The sequence below is a fragment of the Paraclostridium tenue genome, assembly GCF_039521565.1.
GTDB lineage: Bacteria > Bacillota > Clostridia > Peptostreptococcales > Peptostreptococcaceae > Paraclostridium > Paraclostridium tenue.
Window position 1 is genome coordinate 1 of record NZ_BAAACP010000022.1, and the last position, 15,997, is coordinate 15,997.

A 15,997-nucleotide genomic window follows, 5' to 3' on the forward strand; every position below is an offset into this window, starting at 1 on the left:
TCAAAATGGATGGCATAAGATAAAATATAATGGAGGATATGGCTACGTATCAGGAGATTATATAAAAATAGGTGAAAGTGTAGTAAAACCACCAAATAATCAAGAACAAAATAAGCTGACAGTTAAAAATACAGGAGTAGTAACAGCAACTAGACTTAATATAAGAAGTGGATATGGAACAAAATATCCTTTAATAGGATCATTAAAAAATGGAGAAAAAGTAGAGATAGTAGAAAGTCAAAATGGATGGCATAAGATAAGATATAATGGAGGATATGGATATATAACAGGAGAGTATATAGAATAGATTTATTTTATGGGAGTATATAAGATTTAATTTATTTTGAACTTTATGTACTCCTGATTTATATAAAAATCATGAAAGGAGTCTAATATGATATACTTAAACAAGGAAGATATACTAAAATCAATAACATTAGATGAATGTATGGCTACAGTAGAAGAAGCTTATAAAATATATGCAGATAAATTATTTAATATGCCAGATAGAATACAAGTAGAAAATGGAGATTTAACATCACTTTATATGCCATGCTTTACAGAAAAATCATTTGGAACAAAAATCCTTACTGTTGCTCCAAATAATGCTAAAATAAACAAACCAATTATAGATGGAGTTATGTTAGTAAATAATATAGAAACTGGTGAGATAGTATGTATGATGGATGGGAAAACACTTACATCTGTTAGAACTGGAGCTGTAGGAGGAGTAGGAGTTAGACATACTACAAGTGAAGATGTAAAAACTATAGGATTAATTGGAACAGGAGAACAAGGCTTTTATCAAGTTTTATATGCATGTAAAGCTAGAAATATAAAGACAGTATATTTATACAATAGAACTAAAGAAAAAGCTATCAAACTACAAGAAGAACTAAAAAAAGAATTAGAAGATGTTGATATAATTGTAGTTAATAGTTCTATAGAATTATTAAAAAATAGTGAAGTTATAATAACTGCCACAACTTCACACCAACCGGTTATAGATAATAAAAAAGAGTTACTAAAAGGAAAACATATAATAGCTATAGGATCTTATAAACCTGATATGAGGGAGTTACCAGATGCTTTATTTGATGTAGTAGATAAGATTGTAGTAGATACTGATTTTGCAAAAGAAGAAAGTGGAGATTTATATCAGCCTATAAAAAATAATCTTATAAAATCTGAAGATATAGAAAATATGGGGAATTTCCTTAGAGATAATAAAGGATTTGATATGAATAATAAAACGACATTATATAAATCAGTAGGTATGGGTCTATTTGATATAGTAGTAGCGAATAAAATATATGAAAAAGCTATTAAAAATGAAATTGGAAAAAATATAGATTTATAATGAATAATAAGATAAGACAAAAAATGCTTAAATATTTTATTTAAGCATTTTTTATTCTATTTCAAAAGGATTTTTTTCAAATTCATTTATTCTATCTAAATAGTGCTTAGGTGAAACACCATAAGATTTTTTAAAAGCTCTAACAAAACTAGAATAATCTTTAAATCCACATTCAATACATGCATCACTCATAAGATAGCCTTTTTTTATTAGGGACTTAGCATATATAAGTCGTTTTTGAACTATATAACTATGTAGTGAACTGCCAGTTTGAGATTTGAATTTTCTCATTAAATAGTATTTACTCATAAAAAACTTATTAGCTATATTATCTATTGACAAATCTTTATTTAGGTTTTCATTTATATAATTAAATATTTGTTGAATAGTTTCATCATATTCAACATCATCTGAAGTATTATCATTTTTAAGAGATAATCTATTAATTAGAACCAAAAATTGCATAAATAAAGAGTTTTTTAATATAATATGACCAAAATCACTAGAATTATCAGCAGATTTGATACTAAATAATAAATTTTTTACATTATCTAAGTCAGTTTGATTAAGCCTAAGTAAATTAGATTTATTTTTACTAGATATGTTAAAGCAAGTAAATAAATCATCACCGTAATTGTGACTTTCTATATATTCAGGATTAATCCAAATAACTATTCTTTCATAATATTTTTCAGGATTTATAATTGGTTTATGGATTTCCGTATTACTTACAAATAAAATATCCCAAGGTTTTAGTTTATAAGATTTTCCTTCAACCAAATAATCCACATCTCCAGAGATTAAAATTGTAATTTTATTAAATTCATGGTGATGGTAATCAAATTTAATTTCTTTCATATCTTTTATATGGAAAATTTTAAAATTTTCGTTTAAATATCCAACCTTATCTATATTTTCTTTACTTATATCCATAAAATACGACCTTTCAAATTTATAATAGTAATAAATTAAATATGTTAAATTGTAATATACTATATATATTATAGCATTTTTTGCAGTATGAAAAGTAACTTAATAAGTGTATATTTTTAAAATTAAAAATAGGTTTAAAAATATAAGTTAACAACAATACTATTAGTATAAATATCATCAAATTTTAAAGAAAATATTTTATGTACAATTTTAATGATAATAGTACTTAAAGGGAAAAATATTAATAAAAATAGTATTTTGGATAAAAATAAATAAAACTAGAAAAGAATGAATGAAATCCTTTCTTTTTTTTATCATAGATATACAAAATTATGATATAATATAGTGTATTTAACTGACTGAAGGGAGCAAGACATGAAAAAATATTATTTATATTATGTGCTTATATATGGAGGATTAGGCGCTTTTATACCATATATAGTTCCATACTTAGATGGAGCATTAAACTTATCTGCATCACAAATAGGAATCATAACATCTGTGCCATCTATAATAGGTATATTAGTAGTACCATTATGGGGAATTATAACAGATGTAACTAAACAAGATAAGAAAATACTTGGAATATGTATAGCTATAAACTGTGTAATAATGGGTATGTACTCTAGTGTTAAGATGTTTCCAATATTACTTTTAGTAGCAACTTTAGCTGAAGCTTTTAGATATGCAATATCTCCTTTAGCTGATAATATAACTACGGATTATTGCAAACATAATAATGTAAATTATGGAATAATAAGAAGTGGTGGATCTGTAGGATTTGCTTTAATAAGCTTTTTAACAGGACAACTTATTAAAGTAACTTCAAATTCTAGAATAATATTTTTAGTATATATAGTACTATTTATAGTATCTTTATTAGTACTTCCTTTTTTAAATTCTAAAAAGTATGATGAAGAAGAAAAAATGGAAACATCTACTTTAAAGAAGGATTTAAAAGAGTTATTAAAAGACAAATCATATTTATGGTTATTACTTATAGTAATAAGCACTATAAGTATTAGTGAAGTTACTAATGCATATCAAGGTTTATATCTAATAGAATTAGGAGCAAGTCAAGGAGATATAGGAACGTTAGTAATATTTACTGCTTTGCCTGAGATATTCTTTATGGCAAAAATTAATAAGTTAGTATTAAAATATGGATATAAGAATGTATTTAAAATAGGTATATTAACATTCTTACTTAGATGGATAACTTGTTTATTTGCAGGTTCACCAACAATGTTTATAATTACAGCACCACTTACAGCACTTGCATTTTCAATTATGCTAGTAGCATATATAGGTTACATAAAAGAAAAATTCTCAAGTGAAATACAAGCAACAGCTTTAACAATAACATCAATGGCTATAGGAATATCATCATCTATTATAAAATTACCAGTAGGGCTTGGTATTGATGTATTTGGACTTAAGATATTATATATAATGTCGATTGCTATAACATCTATAGGATTTATAGTATGTATGTTAAAAAAAGAGAAATCTGATGAAAAAAAACTATAGGTTAATTTTTAACCTATAGTTTTTTTATTAAAAATTAGTAAATTAACTATTACTAAAAAAATTTCATAATATTATAAAATCGGATAGACAATTTTATAACAATATAGTATATTAAAATTAAGGAAAAGGTTTGTTAAAGAGGAGGCAAAATGAACGAACATATAGGAGCTAAAATAAAGCACTTAAGAACACAGAATAAAATGACTTTAAAAGATTTAAGTGAAAAAACTAATCTATCTATAGGCTTTTTATCACAACTGGAAAGAGGATTAACGAGTATAGCCACAGATACTTTAGGAACTATAGCTGATGTATTTGAAGTTGAATTATCTTATTTCTTTTTAAAGCCAAAAACAAAGAAAAAGCCAATAATTAGAAGTTACGAAAAAGAAGTATTTAATATATGTACTTCAGGATGTATTCAATATAATTTATCAAATGATTTAAGTAAAAAGAAAATGCTACCTAGATTTATAGATATACTTCCTAATAATACTGATGAAGATATACAATCATATATGCACGAAGGAGAAGAATTTATATATGTATTAGAAGGGACGTTAACTTTGTTTTTAGATGGAGAACAACATGAACTTTATCCTGGAGATAGCATACACTATAATTCTTCACGAAATCACAACTGGGCAAACTACACAAATAAAATGGTTAGAATATTAGTTGTTGCAACACCAAACCCTTTTAATAATAACTAAAAATAATATTTGAAGGTGATTAAATGAAAAAGCCACTGATAATAAACATACAAAAATATAGTTTACATGATGGAGATGGTATTAGAACTACTATATTTTTTAAGGGATGTCCCTTAGAATGTATATGGTGTCATAACCCAGAAAGTCAAGAGTATAATAAAGAAGTTTTATATAATGAAGAAAAGTGTTCAAAATGTGAAACTTGTATTAAAAAATGTCCTAATAATGCTATATATACAAAAGAAAATTTTATATATTTAGATAAAGAAAATTGTAAATTTTGTGAAACTTGTATAGATTATTGTTTAAATAATGCTAGAGAAATAGTAGGTAAAACTTATGAGATAAAAGATTTAATCAAAGAGATAACGAAAGATATGATGTTTTATGAAGAATCTAATGGAGGAGTTACATTATCTGGGGGAGAGGTAATGACTCAAGATATTGAATATATAAAAAAATTGGTTATTTTATGTAAAGAAAAAGGAATAAATGTAGCTATAGATACATGTGGATATGCAAAGTTTGAAAACTATGAAGCTATACTACCATTTGTAGATACTTTTTTATATGATATAAAGCTAATAGATAATGAAAAACATAAGTTATATACTAATAAGTCTAATGAATTAATATTAGAAAATTTAGTTAAATTAAGTGACAAAGGTGCAAATATAAATATAAGAATACCTTTAATTGAAGGGGTTAATGTTGATAGAGATAATAATGAAATCATAAAAATAATAGACTTTATAAAATTTTTAAATATTAAAAAAGTTAATTTATTGCCATACCATAATATAGGTATGCATAAATATAAAAAGCTTTATATGAATTACGAAGGCGAAAATTTAAGCAGGCCTTCGGATGAAAAATTAGAAGAGATAAAAGCATTATTCGAAAAAAATAATTTTAATACAAAGATTGGGGGATAACTTTATGGAAAGAGGGAGTTTTGATAGAACTAAGAAGTTAAGAAAGCAAAGTGTTGATACACAACCATTTATAACTATTGAAAGAGCAAAACTTATAACTGAAGGATATAAAAAATATGAAGGAAGCGTTGAAATACCAGTACTTAGAGCATTAGCATTTAAGCATTACATGGAAAATAGAACTCTTTGTATAAATGATGGAGAGCTTATAGTTGGAGAAAAAGGAGACTCACCACAAAGTACACCTACTTATCCAGAATTATGTTGTCATACAATGGAAGATTTAGACATAATGGATAGAAGAGAAATTATATCATTTAAAGTAAGTGATAAAGTTAAAAAAATTCATGAAGAAGAAATAATACCTTTTTGGAAAAATAGACAAATAAGACAAAAAATAGTAAACTCTATGGGAAAAGAATGGTTAGATTGTTATGAAGCTGGAATATTTACTGAGTTTATGGAACAAAGAGCACCAGGTCATACTGTTTGTGGAGGTAGTATATATAAAAAAGGATTCTTAGATTTTAAAAATGAGATTGAAGAAGAAATATCAAAATTAGATTTTATAAATGATAGTAATGCGTATGATAAAAAAGCACAATTGGAAGGTATGTCTATTGCTTGTGATGCAATAATATCTTACGGAAAACGTTATGCTGAATATGCTAGAGAATTAGCATTGAAAGAAAATGATGAAAAAAAGAAAAATGATTTATTATTAATAGCAAAAAATTGTGATGTAGTTCCAGCTAATAAGCCAGAAACATTTCATCAAGCAGTTCAAATGTATTGGTTTGTGCATGTTGGGGTTACAACTGAACTTAATATATGGGATGCATTTAGTCCAGGAAGATTTGATCAACATTTAAATCCTTTTTATGAAAAAGATATTGATGATAATATATTAAACAGAGAAAAAGCCAAGGAAATATTAGAATGTTTATGGGTTAAGTTTAATAATCAACCAGCTCCTCCAAAAGTAGGAGTTACGCTAAAAGAAAGTGGAACTTATACTGATTTTGCTAACATAAATACTGGTGGGATAACAGAAGATGGTAAAGATGGAGTTAATGATGTAAGTTATATAATACTAGATGTAATGGATGAAATGAAGTTATTACAACCAAGTTCAAATGTTCAGATAAGTAGAAAAACTCCAAGTAAATTTTTAAAAAGAGCTTGTGAAATATCTAGAAAAGGTTGGGGTCAACCAGCATTTTATAATACAGAAGCTATAATGCAAGAACTATTAGAGGCAGGAAAAACTATAGAAGATGCTAGATGTGGTGGAACTAGCGGATGTGTTGAAACTGGATGCTATGGTAAAGAAGCTTATATACTTACTGGATATTTAAATTTACCAAAGATACTTGAAATAACTTTAAATAATGGTATAGATCCAATGACTAATAAGAAGCTAGGTATAGAAACTGGAGATGCTAGAGAATTTAAATCGTATGAAGAATTATTTGAGGCTTTCAAAGCTCAATTAAACCACTTTGTTAATATAAAGGTTAAAGGAAATAATGTAATAGAAAAAATATATCAAAAGCATATGCCAGCTCCTTTAATGAGTGTTATAGTAGAAGGGTGTATTAAAAATGCTAAGGATTATAATGCAGGTGGAGCAAAATACAATACTAAATATATACAAGGTGTTGGTATAGGCACTATAACAGATAGTTTAAGTTCAATAAAATACAATGTATTTGATAAGAAAAAATTTAGTATGGATGAGTTATTAAAAGCCTTAAGTGATAATTTTAAAGGACATGAAGCTATATATAATATGGTAGTTAATAAAACTCCTAAATATGGTAATGATGATGACTATGCAGATGATTTGATGAAGGATACATTTGATGCATTTTACAATGAAGTTACAGGAAGAAAATCTCCACTAGGAGCTGATTATAGAATAAATATGTTACCTACAACTTGCCATGTATATTTTGGGGAAGTTATGGGAGCTAGTGCAAATGGAAGACTTAGTCAAAAACCATTATCAGAAGGGATATCTCCAGAAAAAGGAGCAGATACATTTGGACCAACAGCAGTTATAAAATCTTGTTCTAAAATGGATCATTTAAAAACTGGAGGAACTTTACTTAATCAAAGATTTGCACCTGCAGTTGTAGAAGGTGAACAAGGACTTGACAATATGGCTAATTTAATTAGAACATATTTTAATATGGATGGACATCATATACAATTTAATGTATTTGATAAAAATATTTTATTAGCAGCTCAAAAAAATCCAGATGAATACAAAGATCTAATCGTTAGAGTTGCAGGATATAGTGATCACTTTAATAATTTAAGTAGAGCACTTCAAGACGAAATAATAGGAAGAACTGAGCAAACTTTCTAAAATAGCTAAAAAAGGGTATGTTTTAAGAATTAACATAAAGTATAAAATTTACTTAAATAATTCTTAAGACAGACCCTATATTTGTTTAATCAAAATGATAAATTTATAACATATAATAAGGAGAGATTTTAAAGATGGATAAGAAAATTGGTTTTATAGGTTCAGGGAATATGGCTAAGGCTATGATAGGTGGAATAGTTAAATCAAAATTAGTAGACTCAAATAATGTAATAGCTTCTGATTTAAATGAGTTAGCACTTGAAAATGTAAAAAATGAATATGGTATAAATGTAACTACTAATTCTAAAGAAGTAGTAAAATTTAGTGATATAGTTATAGTAGCTGTAAAGCCTAATGTTTATGATGTAGTTTTAGAAGGTGTTAAAGAATTAGTAGATGATAAAAAAATAATAGTTACAATAGCTGCAGGAAAAACTATTGAATCGATAGAAAATGTTATAGGTAATGACAAAAAAGTTATAAGAACTATGCCAAATACACCAGCACTTGTAAATGAAGGAATGAGTGCACTTTGCAAAAATAAAAATATAACAGATGAAGAATTAAATATAGTCAAAGAAATTTTTAATTCATTTGGTAAAGCTGAAATAGTAAATGAATATTTAATAGATTCTGTAATAGGTGTTAGTGGTTCAGCACCAGCATATGTATTTATGTTTATAGAGTCTATGGCAGATGCTGCTGTTTTAGCTGGAATGCCAAGAAATCAAGCTTATACATTTGCAGCTCAAGCTGTTATGGGTTCTGCAAAGATGGTTCTTGAAACGGATAAACATCCAGGTGAATTAAAAGATATGGTATGCTCTCCTGGAGGAACTACAATAGAAGCAGTTAAAACCTTAGAATCAGAAGGGTTTAGAAGTGCAGTTATAAAAGCTATAGGTGATTGCATAGAAAAATCTAAAGAAATGAGTAAATAATAAAAAGATGTCTTAAAATTGTAATAAATTTTAAGACATCTTTTTTATAGTATGTGATCAAGGTTATACCTTTCAGATTCTATCATACGGTGTAAGTATATTTTTATATTTTCTATTTCTTCTAAACAAGTTCCTATATCTTTTAAATAAATACCATCAGATAATATATTAAAAGATAATTCTATATCTCCTAAATGACAATGATTTAAAAATTTAAACCAATGTCTAGAATCTTTTTTAAAATTTTTTTTTAGTTCATTATTTAATTTATCGCACGTTTGCCAATCCTCATTTTTTACGTATACTTCAAGTTTATTTAAAGATTCTACATATTTATCTGAAAAATCTTCTGCTTTAAAAGATACAAATAAGCCTAAACTAATAAGTAATATAGTCCAAATCATAGTAAATATAATAGATTTCAATATATCACCTCTTAAGTAATTATTTTTTCTGTATAAAAAAATTATCTTTTTCATCTAATATACAAATTAAGGTATCAGAAATAGAGTTGATATTATTTTTTTTAAGTTCTGATAAAAGCCAATTCGTATTTTTATTTATACTTTCAAGATTACATTTTATTAACTGACCATCTAATATCAAAGGAATAGGTAAATGATTAAAGTTTTCTTTAGGAATTTTTTCATAACCAGGATTAGGGACTATACTAAGATTTCCATCAGTTTCAAGTATTGCATAATAAACATCTTTTAAATTAAAATAACCTTGAATTCTAAGTTGTTCTAAAAGTTCATCCATAGTTACTCTTTCAAGTTTTAAAGCACTGTAATTAATTTTACCTTTATCTATAAGGATAGCAGGCTTTCCATTTAATAAAAGCCTAAAACTTCTAAACTTTAAAGTTAAATAAGAAATTATAATTTGCATAAATACTAAACCAGTAATAGCTGCAAATCCATAAACTATAGGGATTTCATTATTTTGCATAGGTATAGCAGCAACTTCAGCAATTAAAAGGGTTATAACTAAATCAAAAGAATTCATCTCAGCTATTTCGCCTTTTCCCATGATGCGAAGTGCTATTAAAACTGCTATATAAAGAATTATACTTCTAATTAAAACTACAATCATAGACTACCATCCTTTATTATATATTTAACGTTGAATGAGATATACAATAGTATTTGTAATTTTTAAAAATATATACAGCTAAATATTAAATGATATCTTTAAAATAAGTTCTAAATTTGGTATAATTAATTTTAAATTCAAAAAATCGACAAGAAAATATATGATGAAGTAATTTAAGGAGGGCTAGTTGTGGCTAAAAGAAAACAAGTACACGTTCCTATAGAAAAAATACAAGAACAAGATAGATTTATAGAGGCAATAGCTGAAACTACTAATAGATATTATGCTATACATGGGAGAAAACCAAGATATATGATACAAACTTTTGGATGTCAAATGAATGAACATGACTCTGAAAAATTATGTGCAATGCTTGAAGAAATGGGTTACACTCAAGGACTAACTGCAGCTGAATGTGAATTGGTAATTTATAATACTTGTGCAGTTAGAGAAAATGCAGAGCTTAAAGTTTACGGAAATTTAGGACAATTAAAACCTTTAAAAAAGAAAAATCCAGATTTAAAAATAGCTGTATGTGGATGTATGATGCAACAAAGTCATGTTGTAGATGAAATAAAAACTAAATACAGACATGTAGATTTAGTATTTGGTACACATAACTTATATAAGTTCCCAGAGTTATTGGCAAGTTCTATGGACTCACAAAGAACGTTAATAGATGTTTGGGATGTGGATGGAGAAGTTGTAGAAGGCCTTAGAAGTAACAGAAAATTTGAATTAAAAGCATTTGTAAACATAATGTATGGATGTAATAATTTCTGTACTTACTGCATAGTACCATATACTAGAGGTAGAGAAAGAAGTAGAACTCCAGAGGATATAATTAATGAAATAAAAGAATTAGTTGCAAATGGAACAAAAGAGGTAACATTACTTGGACAAAATGTTGATTCATATGGTAAAACATTAGAAAATCCAATAAGATTTGATCAATTATTAAGAATGGTAAATGATATAGAAGGATTAGAAAGAGTAAGATTTATGACTTCTCATCCAAAAGATATATCTGATGAAGTTATATATGCAATAAGAGACTGTGATAAAGTTTGTGAATTCTTACATTTACCAGTCCAATGTGGAAGTACTAGATTACTTAAGGAAATGAATAGACATTATACTAAAGAATATTATTTAGAAATAATAGAAAAAGCTAGAAAAGAGGTTCCAGATATAGCTTTCTCTACTGACTTGATGATAGGATTCCCAGGTGAAACTGAAGAAGATTTACTTGATACAATAGATGTAGTTAAAAAGGTTAGATATGATTCTGCATTTACATTTATATATTCAAAGAGACAAGGAACACCTGCAGCTAAAATGGAAAATCAAATACCTGAAAACATAAAACATGAAAGATTTAATAAAGTATTAGAGGAAGTAAATAAAATCTGTGAGGAAATAAGTAAATCATATGAAGGAAAAACTGTTGAAGTTTTAGTTGAAGGAAAAAGTAAAACAGATGATAATAAATTTACTGGTAGAACAAGACAAAATAAACTGGTTAACTTTGAATCTGATAGAGAAGATATAATAGGAACTCTTGTAAATGTTAAAATTACAGAGTCAAAGACGTTCTCATTAAACGGAATAATAGTAGATTAGAAAATTATTTAAAAAAAACAGCCACAAAGGCTGTTTTTTTATGTATAATATAGTTGTAAATGATATATAAGTTAATTAATTTTATATACATGAAATTGTATATAGCTAACTGGGAAAATGTTATCAGTTAGGGGTTTATGCTATATATGATGTATATAAAATTAAAATATAAATTATTTGGCAGAATGGAGATAGAGTTATGGGAAGTAAAATTGTAAAAAAGAAAAAACTGGCAGATAGCATTTATTTAATGGACATAGAAGCTCCAAGAGTTGCAAAAGCTTCTAAGCCAGGACAATTTATTATTGTAAAAAATGATGAAAAAGGTGAGAGAATACCTCTTACCATAGCTGACTATGATACTGATAAAGGAACTGTAAGCATAGTTTTCCAAACTGTTGGAGCTAGTACTAAACAACTTGAAACATTTGAAGAAGGGGATTATGTTGCTGATTTTGTTGGACCATTAGGCATGCCTAGTGAGTTTGTTGAAGAAGACATAAATGAATTAAAAAATAAAAAAATGATATTTGTAGCTGGAGGAGTTGGAGCTGCACCAGTATACCCACAAGTTAAGTGGTTTAAAGAACATGGAATAGATGTTGATGTTATAGTTGGTTCTAGAACAAAAGATTTATTAATTTTAGAAGATGAAATGAGAGAAGTCGCTGGAAATCTTTATGTTTGCACAGATGACGGTACATATGGATTTAATGGAAGAGTTACAGATTGCTTAAAAGATTTAGTTGAAAATCAAGGTAAAAAATATGATCATGCAGTGGTTATAGGACCTATGATAATGATGAAATTTATGTGTATGCTAACTAAAGATTTAGGTATACCTACTACAGTAAGTTTAAACCCTATAATGGTTGATGGAACAGGAATGTGTGGAGCATGTAGAGTTAATGTTGGTGGTAAAATAAAATTTGCATGCGTAGATGGTCCTGAATTTGATGGTCACCTAGTTAATTTTGACGAGTCTATGAGAAGACAGGCTATGTACAAAACAGAAGAAGGAAGAGCCATACTAAAACAAGAAGAAGGGGATACGCATCAACATGGCGGATGCGGATGTGGAGGTAATTAATCATGAGCAAAGTTAAAGTACCGGTTAGACACCAAGAAGCTGAAGTTAGAGTTAAAAATTTCGATGAAGTTTGTTTAGGATATAATAAAGAAGAAGCAATGCAAGAAGCTAGTAGATGTTTAGAATGTAAAAAACCAAGATGTGTAACTGGATGTCCAGTTGGAATTAACATACCAGGATTTATTGGTAAATTAAAAGAAGGTGACATTGAAGGAGCTGCTAAAGTAATAGCTAAAGATAGTTCACTTCCTGCTGTGTGTGGAAGGGTTTGCCCTCAAGAAAACCAATGTGAAGGGGTATGTGTTCTTGGAATAAAATCAGATGCAGTGGCAATAGGAAAATTAGAAAAGTTTGTTGCAGATTATTCTAGAGAACATAATTTTGATTTAGCTATAAAACAAGAACCAAATAATATAAAAGTTGCTGTTATAGGAAGTGGTCCTGCTGGACTTGCCTGTGCGGGTGATTTAGCTAAATTAGGATATGATGTTACTATATTTGAAGCAATGCATGAACCTGGTGGAGTTTTAACTTACGGAATTCCTGAATTTAGATTGCCTAAAGATGGTGTTGTGAAGCCAGAAATAGAAAATATAAAAAATTTAGGTGTACATATAGAAACAAATATAATAATAGGAAGAACTATAACTATAGATGAATTATTAAATGAAGAAGGATTTGAAGCTGTATTTATAGGTTCTGGAGCAGGACTTCCTAAGTTTATGGGAATAGCTGGAGAAAATGCTAATGGAGTATGTTCTGCTAATGAATTTTTAACAAGAGTAAATTTAATGAAAGCATATAGAGAAGATTATATGACTCCAGTAAGAGCTGGTAAAAATGTTGCAGTAATAGGAGGAGGAAATGTTGCTATGGATGCTGCTAGAACTGCAGCTAGACTAGGAGCAGAAACTCACATAGTATATAGAAGAGGGGAAGCAGAACTTCCTGCTAGACTTGAAGAAGTTCATCATGCTAAAGAAGAAGGAGTAATATTTGATACTTTAACTAATCCAGTAGAAATTTTAACTGATGAAAATGGAGAAGTTAAAGGTATGGTATGTGTAAAAATGGAATTAGGAGAAGCTGATGGATCAGGAAGAAGAAGACCTAAACCTATAGAAAATTCTGAGTTTATTATGGAAGTAGATACAGTTATTATGGCTCTTGGAACATCTCCAAATCCATTAATAACATCTACTACAGAAGGGTTAGATACAAATAAATGGGAATGTATAGTAGCTGATGATAATGGTGTAACTTCTAAAGATGGGGTTTTTGCTGGAGGCGATGCAGTTACAGGTGCAGCAACAGTTATATCTGCTATGGGTGCTGGTAGAAAAGCAGCAAAAGCTATAAATGAATATTTAAAAAATAAAGTAGCTGAAAATGCTAATATGTAGTTAATAAAAAATGAGTATCTCAAAAATGAATTTTATCATTTAGAGATACTCATTTTTTTAAAAACATATATTTATTTTAATAAATTTAAAAAATTATCAAGTATCTTGCCTGTTATTCCCCATATTACATAATTTTTATACATATAAAATAAAGAATCATAGTATCCTCCTTGAAACTTATAGTTTTTTTTATGAGGAATTAATTCATAAGGAAAATTTTTATTTGGGATAACTTTAACCTCATTTTCATATTTAACAGGTTCATTTTCAAGTAAATGAGATATAGGAACTAAAAATATGTGATCTACTTCATCTTTATTTATATATAATATATCTATATTTTTTATAATTCCAACAAATGGGTGAATTATAAGATTTGAAGGACTTACAAATAAATCAAGTTCACTTAAAATTTCAATATTACTAGTAACTGTTCCTAGTTCTTCACAAGTTTCTCTTATACAAGTTTCATAGGGAGTTTCATTAGTTTCAATCTTTCCTCCAGGAAAAGATATTTCACTAGGTTGGGATTTTAAAGTTTTAGATCGTACTTCAAACAATATAAAGTGAGAATCTTTTACCTCAATTATTGGAATTAAAACAGATGCTTTTTTCATATTTTCATGTCCATTTATATATGGAGTATAATCTTTAAAAATGTCTTTTAAATCTTTTATCAATGTAAATACCTCGATTCCTATTTTAGTTATACTACTATTATATAACTAAGGTTAATTTGTACACTTAAAACTTGAAAAAAATATATAAATTAATGTATTACTATAGCAAATAAGCCATTAAAACCTTAAAAATACATGACTAAATTAAAAATTTATGTATAATATTAAATAGGATATTAAATAGTAAGGAGAATTTAAGATGACTGAAGACAACAATGTTCAATCAATAGAGAATATAATAAAAGATAATAATTTAAAAGTATGTTTAAAATATGACAAAAACTATATAGAGATACCTAACATTTTAATAGAAAAATACAAAGATGAACCATCTATTATAAATGATTACATAAGAATATATAATAATTTAACAAAATTAAAAGAATACATAAGTAAGTACTTATTTGATGAAAATAGTAGCATAAGCATAGAAAAAATAGGAAACTTATTACTTAATATAAAATCAGAAGAAAATCTAGAAAAAATACAACCTTACATTAATATAAATATAAGTAAATTAGAAGAAAAGTTTAAATATTTATTAGCTTACTTTAATGTAAGAATAGAAGAAATCAATGTTTTAAAAGAAGAAATAAAACTTAACTATATAAATAATTCTTATAATGAAGGTAATATTTTAGATAAAACTTACTTAGATGAATTAATATACAAAAGTCAAAATTCAAGAATGTATACTTTAATAAAAAAATCAAGATATGGATCTATATCTAAAGAGCATAATTTGTTAGATTTAAGTGATATAACTGATTATAATACAGAAGAAATAGGAGGAGAATATAGTCCTATATTAGTAATATATAAACCTGCTAAGTATGTAAGAGGAGAATATGTACTTGATGATATAAATTATATATATATAAAGAGACAACCATTAAAGGCACTTATACATCAAGAAAAATTAAATGAAAAAGGTAGAGATGGCATGGGTGCTATAACATATATAAAACTTAAGCATGATTTAACTAATGAAAACTTACAAGAAATAATGGCTGAGTTATATGTTTATGGACAACAAAATAATATATCTTTTGAAAATATAAAACTAGCAGATATAACATCTAATAAAGTATGGTTAACAGCAGATAGATTAAAAAAAGAATTTAAGGAGCTTAGATATTACCATAAGAATTTAACTCAAAAAGTAAAAGATATATATGATTCTACAGGAGTTTATTATACACAAATAAGTGGTAAATATATATTTAGTACAAGGGAATTTTTACATTGTTACAGAGCATATAAAAATAAAGATATAAATGGATAAACAAAAAATAGCTAACATCTGTTAGCTATTTTTTT

At 26.9% G+C, this 15,997-nt stretch carries 15 protein-coding genes; 11 read left to right on the forward strand and 4 right to left on the reverse strand.

Annotation, left to right across the window (positions count from 1 at the left end; genetic code table 11):
• A partial coding sequence (locus ABFX13_RS13005) for an SH3 domain-containing protein (RefSeq protein WP_346046730.1) occupies window positions 1-307 on the forward strand: 307 nt, incomplete at its 5' end.
• An 87-nt stretch (window positions 308-394) separates the two neighbouring features.
• Entirely contained in the window at window positions 395-1,360 is a 966-nt protein-coding gene (locus ABFX13_RS13010) for an ornithine cyclodeaminase family protein (protein ID WP_346046732.1), read from the forward strand.
• 51 nt (window positions 1,361-1,411) lie between these two features.
• Here ABFX13_RS13010 and ABFX13_RS13015 read toward each other — a convergent pair whose 3' ends face one another.
• Window positions 1,412-2,293, reverse strand: a complete 882-nt coding sequence (locus tag ABFX13_RS13015; protein ID WP_346046734.1) for an AraC family transcriptional regulator — start codon at window positions 2,291-2,293, stop codon at window positions 1,412-1,414.
• A 375-nt stretch (window positions 2,294-2,668) separates the two neighbouring features.
• Between ABFX13_RS13015 and ABFX13_RS13020 the strand changes: the two genes are divergently transcribed.
• The 5 genes from ABFX13_RS13020 to proC all read left to right on the forward strand — a co-directional run bounded on the left by ABFX13_RS13020 (window position 2,669) and on the right by proC (window position 8,786).
• On the forward strand, window positions 2,669-3,823 hold the full coding sequence (locus ABFX13_RS13020; RefSeq protein WP_346046736.1) for an MFS transporter: 1,155 nt from the start codon (window positions 2,669-2,671) through the stop codon (window positions 3,821-3,823).
• Between the two features lie 149 nt (window positions 3,824-3,972).
• Entirely contained in the window at window positions 3,973-4,536 is a 564-nt protein-coding gene (locus tag ABFX13_RS13025; protein ID WP_346046738.1) for a helix-turn-helix domain-containing protein, read from the forward strand.
• Window positions 4,537-4,559: 23 nt separating this feature from the next.
• Window positions 4,560-5,471 carry a trans-4-hydroxy-L-proline dehydratase activase gene (locus ABFX13_RS13030; RefSeq protein ID WP_346046740.1) on the forward strand — a complete coding sequence of 304 codons (912 nt, stop codon included), beginning with the start codon at window positions 4,560-4,562 and terminating at the stop codon, window positions 5,469-5,471.
• A gap of 4 nt (window positions 5,472-5,475) precedes the next feature.
• Window positions 5,476-7,845, forward strand: a complete 2,370-nt coding sequence (hypD, locus tag ABFX13_RS13035; RefSeq protein WP_346046742.1) for a trans-4-hydroxy-L-proline dehydratase — start codon at window positions 5,476-5,478, stop codon at window positions 7,843-7,845.
• Window positions 7,846-7,979: 134 nt separating this feature from the next.
• Window positions 7,980-8,786 (forward strand): pyrroline-5-carboxylate reductase, encoded by an 807-nt coding sequence (gene proC, locus ABFX13_RS13040; protein ID WP_346046744.1) that lies wholly within the window; start codon window positions 7,980-7,982, stop codon window positions 8,784-8,786.
• 44 nt (window positions 8,787-8,830) lie between these two features.
• Here proC and ABFX13_RS13045 read toward each other — a convergent pair whose 3' ends face one another.
• Window positions 8,831-9,211, reverse strand: coding sequence for a DUF4363 family protein (locus ABFX13_RS13045; RefSeq protein WP_346046747.1), 381 nt, complete (start codon window positions 9,209-9,211; stop codon window positions 8,831-8,833).
• A 19-nt stretch (window positions 9,212-9,230) separates the two neighbouring features.
• Window positions 9,231-9,881 (reverse strand): DUF421 domain-containing protein, encoded by a 651-nt coding sequence (locus ABFX13_RS13050; protein WP_346046749.1) that lies wholly within the window; start codon window positions 9,879-9,881, stop codon window positions 9,231-9,233.
• A gap of 189 nt (window positions 9,882-10,070) precedes the next feature.
• Here ABFX13_RS13050 and miaB point away from each other — a divergent pair, with 189 nt between their 5' ends.
• The 3 genes from miaB (at window position 10,071) to gltA (ending at window position 13,997) form a co-directional block, all read left to right on the forward strand.
• Window positions 10,071-11,504 carry a tRNA (N6-isopentenyl adenosine(37)-C2)-methylthiotransferase MiaB gene (gene miaB / locus ABFX13_RS13055; RefSeq protein ID WP_346046751.1) on the forward strand — a complete coding sequence of 478 codons (1,434 nt, stop codon included), beginning with the start codon at window positions 10,071-10,073 and terminating at the stop codon, window positions 11,502-11,504.
• A gap of 199 nt (window positions 11,505-11,703) precedes the next feature.
• A complete protein-coding gene (locus tag ABFX13_RS13060) occupies window positions 11,704-12,594 on the forward strand; it encodes a sulfide/dihydroorotate dehydrogenase-like FAD/NAD-binding protein (RefSeq protein WP_346046753.1) in 891 nt (296 codons plus the stop codon).
• 2 nt (window positions 12,595-12,596) lie between these two features.
• On the forward strand, window positions 12,597-13,997 hold the full coding sequence (gene gltA, locus ABFX13_RS13065) for an NADPH-dependent glutamate synthase (RefSeq protein ID WP_346046755.1): 1,401 nt from the start codon (window positions 12,597-12,599) through the stop codon (window positions 13,995-13,997).
• 71 nt (window positions 13,998-14,068) lie between these two features.
• Here gltA and ABFX13_RS13070 read toward each other — a convergent pair whose 3' ends face one another.
• Window positions 14,069-14,677, reverse strand: a complete 609-nt coding sequence (locus ABFX13_RS13070) for an NUDIX hydrolase (protein ID WP_346046757.1) — start codon at window positions 14,675-14,677, stop codon at window positions 14,069-14,071.
• A 199-nt stretch (window positions 14,678-14,876) separates the two neighbouring features.
• Here ABFX13_RS13070 and ABFX13_RS13075 point away from each other — a divergent pair, with 199 nt between their 5' ends.
• The gene (locus ABFX13_RS13075) at window positions 14,877-15,962 is read left to right on the forward strand and encodes a hypothetical protein (RefSeq protein ID WP_346046759.1); all 1,086 of its coding nucleotides are present in this window, start codon (window positions 14,877-14,879) and stop codon (window positions 15,960-15,962) included.
• The last annotated feature ends 35 nt before the right edge of the window (window positions 15,963-15,997 follow it).

Bases quoted from the DNA above. Each gene is read 5' to 3' on its own strand.
- ABFX13_RS13075 (WP_346046759.1), top strand. From the start codon at position 14,877: ATGACTGAAGACAACAATGTTCAATCAATAGAGAATATAATAAAAGAT.
- proC (WP_346046744.1), top strand. From the start codon at position 7,980: ATGGATAAGAAAATTGGTTTTATAGGTTCAGGGAATATGGCTAAGGCT.
- ABFX13_RS13020 (WP_346046736.1), top strand. From the start codon at position 2,669: ATGAAAAAATATTATTTATATTATGTGCTTATATATGGAGGATTAGGC.
- ABFX13_RS13030 (WP_346046740.1), top strand. From the start codon at position 4,560: ATGAAAAAGCCACTGATAATAAACATACAAAAATATAGTTTACATGAT.
- ABFX13_RS13060 (WP_346046753.1), top strand. From the start codon at position 11,704: ATGGGAAGTAAAATTGTAAAAAAGAAAAAACTGGCAGATAGCATTTAT.
- ABFX13_RS13010 (WP_346046732.1), top strand. From the start codon at position 395: ATGATATACTTAAACAAGGAAGATATACTAAAATCAATAACATTAGAT.
- hypD (WP_346046742.1), top strand. From the start codon at position 5,476: ATGGAAAGAGGGAGTTTTGATAGAACTAAGAAGTTAAGAAAGCAAAGT.
- ABFX13_RS13025 (WP_346046738.1), top strand. From the start codon at position 3,973: ATGAACGAACATATAGGAGCTAAAATAAAGCACTTAAGAACACAGAAT.
- ABFX13_RS13015 (WP_346046734.1), bottom strand. From the start codon at position 2,293: ATGGATATAAGTAAAGAAAATATAGATAAGGTTGGATATTTAAACGAA.
- ABFX13_RS13050 (WP_346046749.1), bottom strand. From the start codon at position 9,881: ATGATTGTAGTTTTAATTAGAAGTATAATTCTTTATATAGCAGTTTTA.
- gltA (WP_346046755.1), top strand. From the start codon at position 12,597: ATGAGCAAAGTTAAAGTACCGGTTAGACACCAAGAAGCTGAAGTTAGA.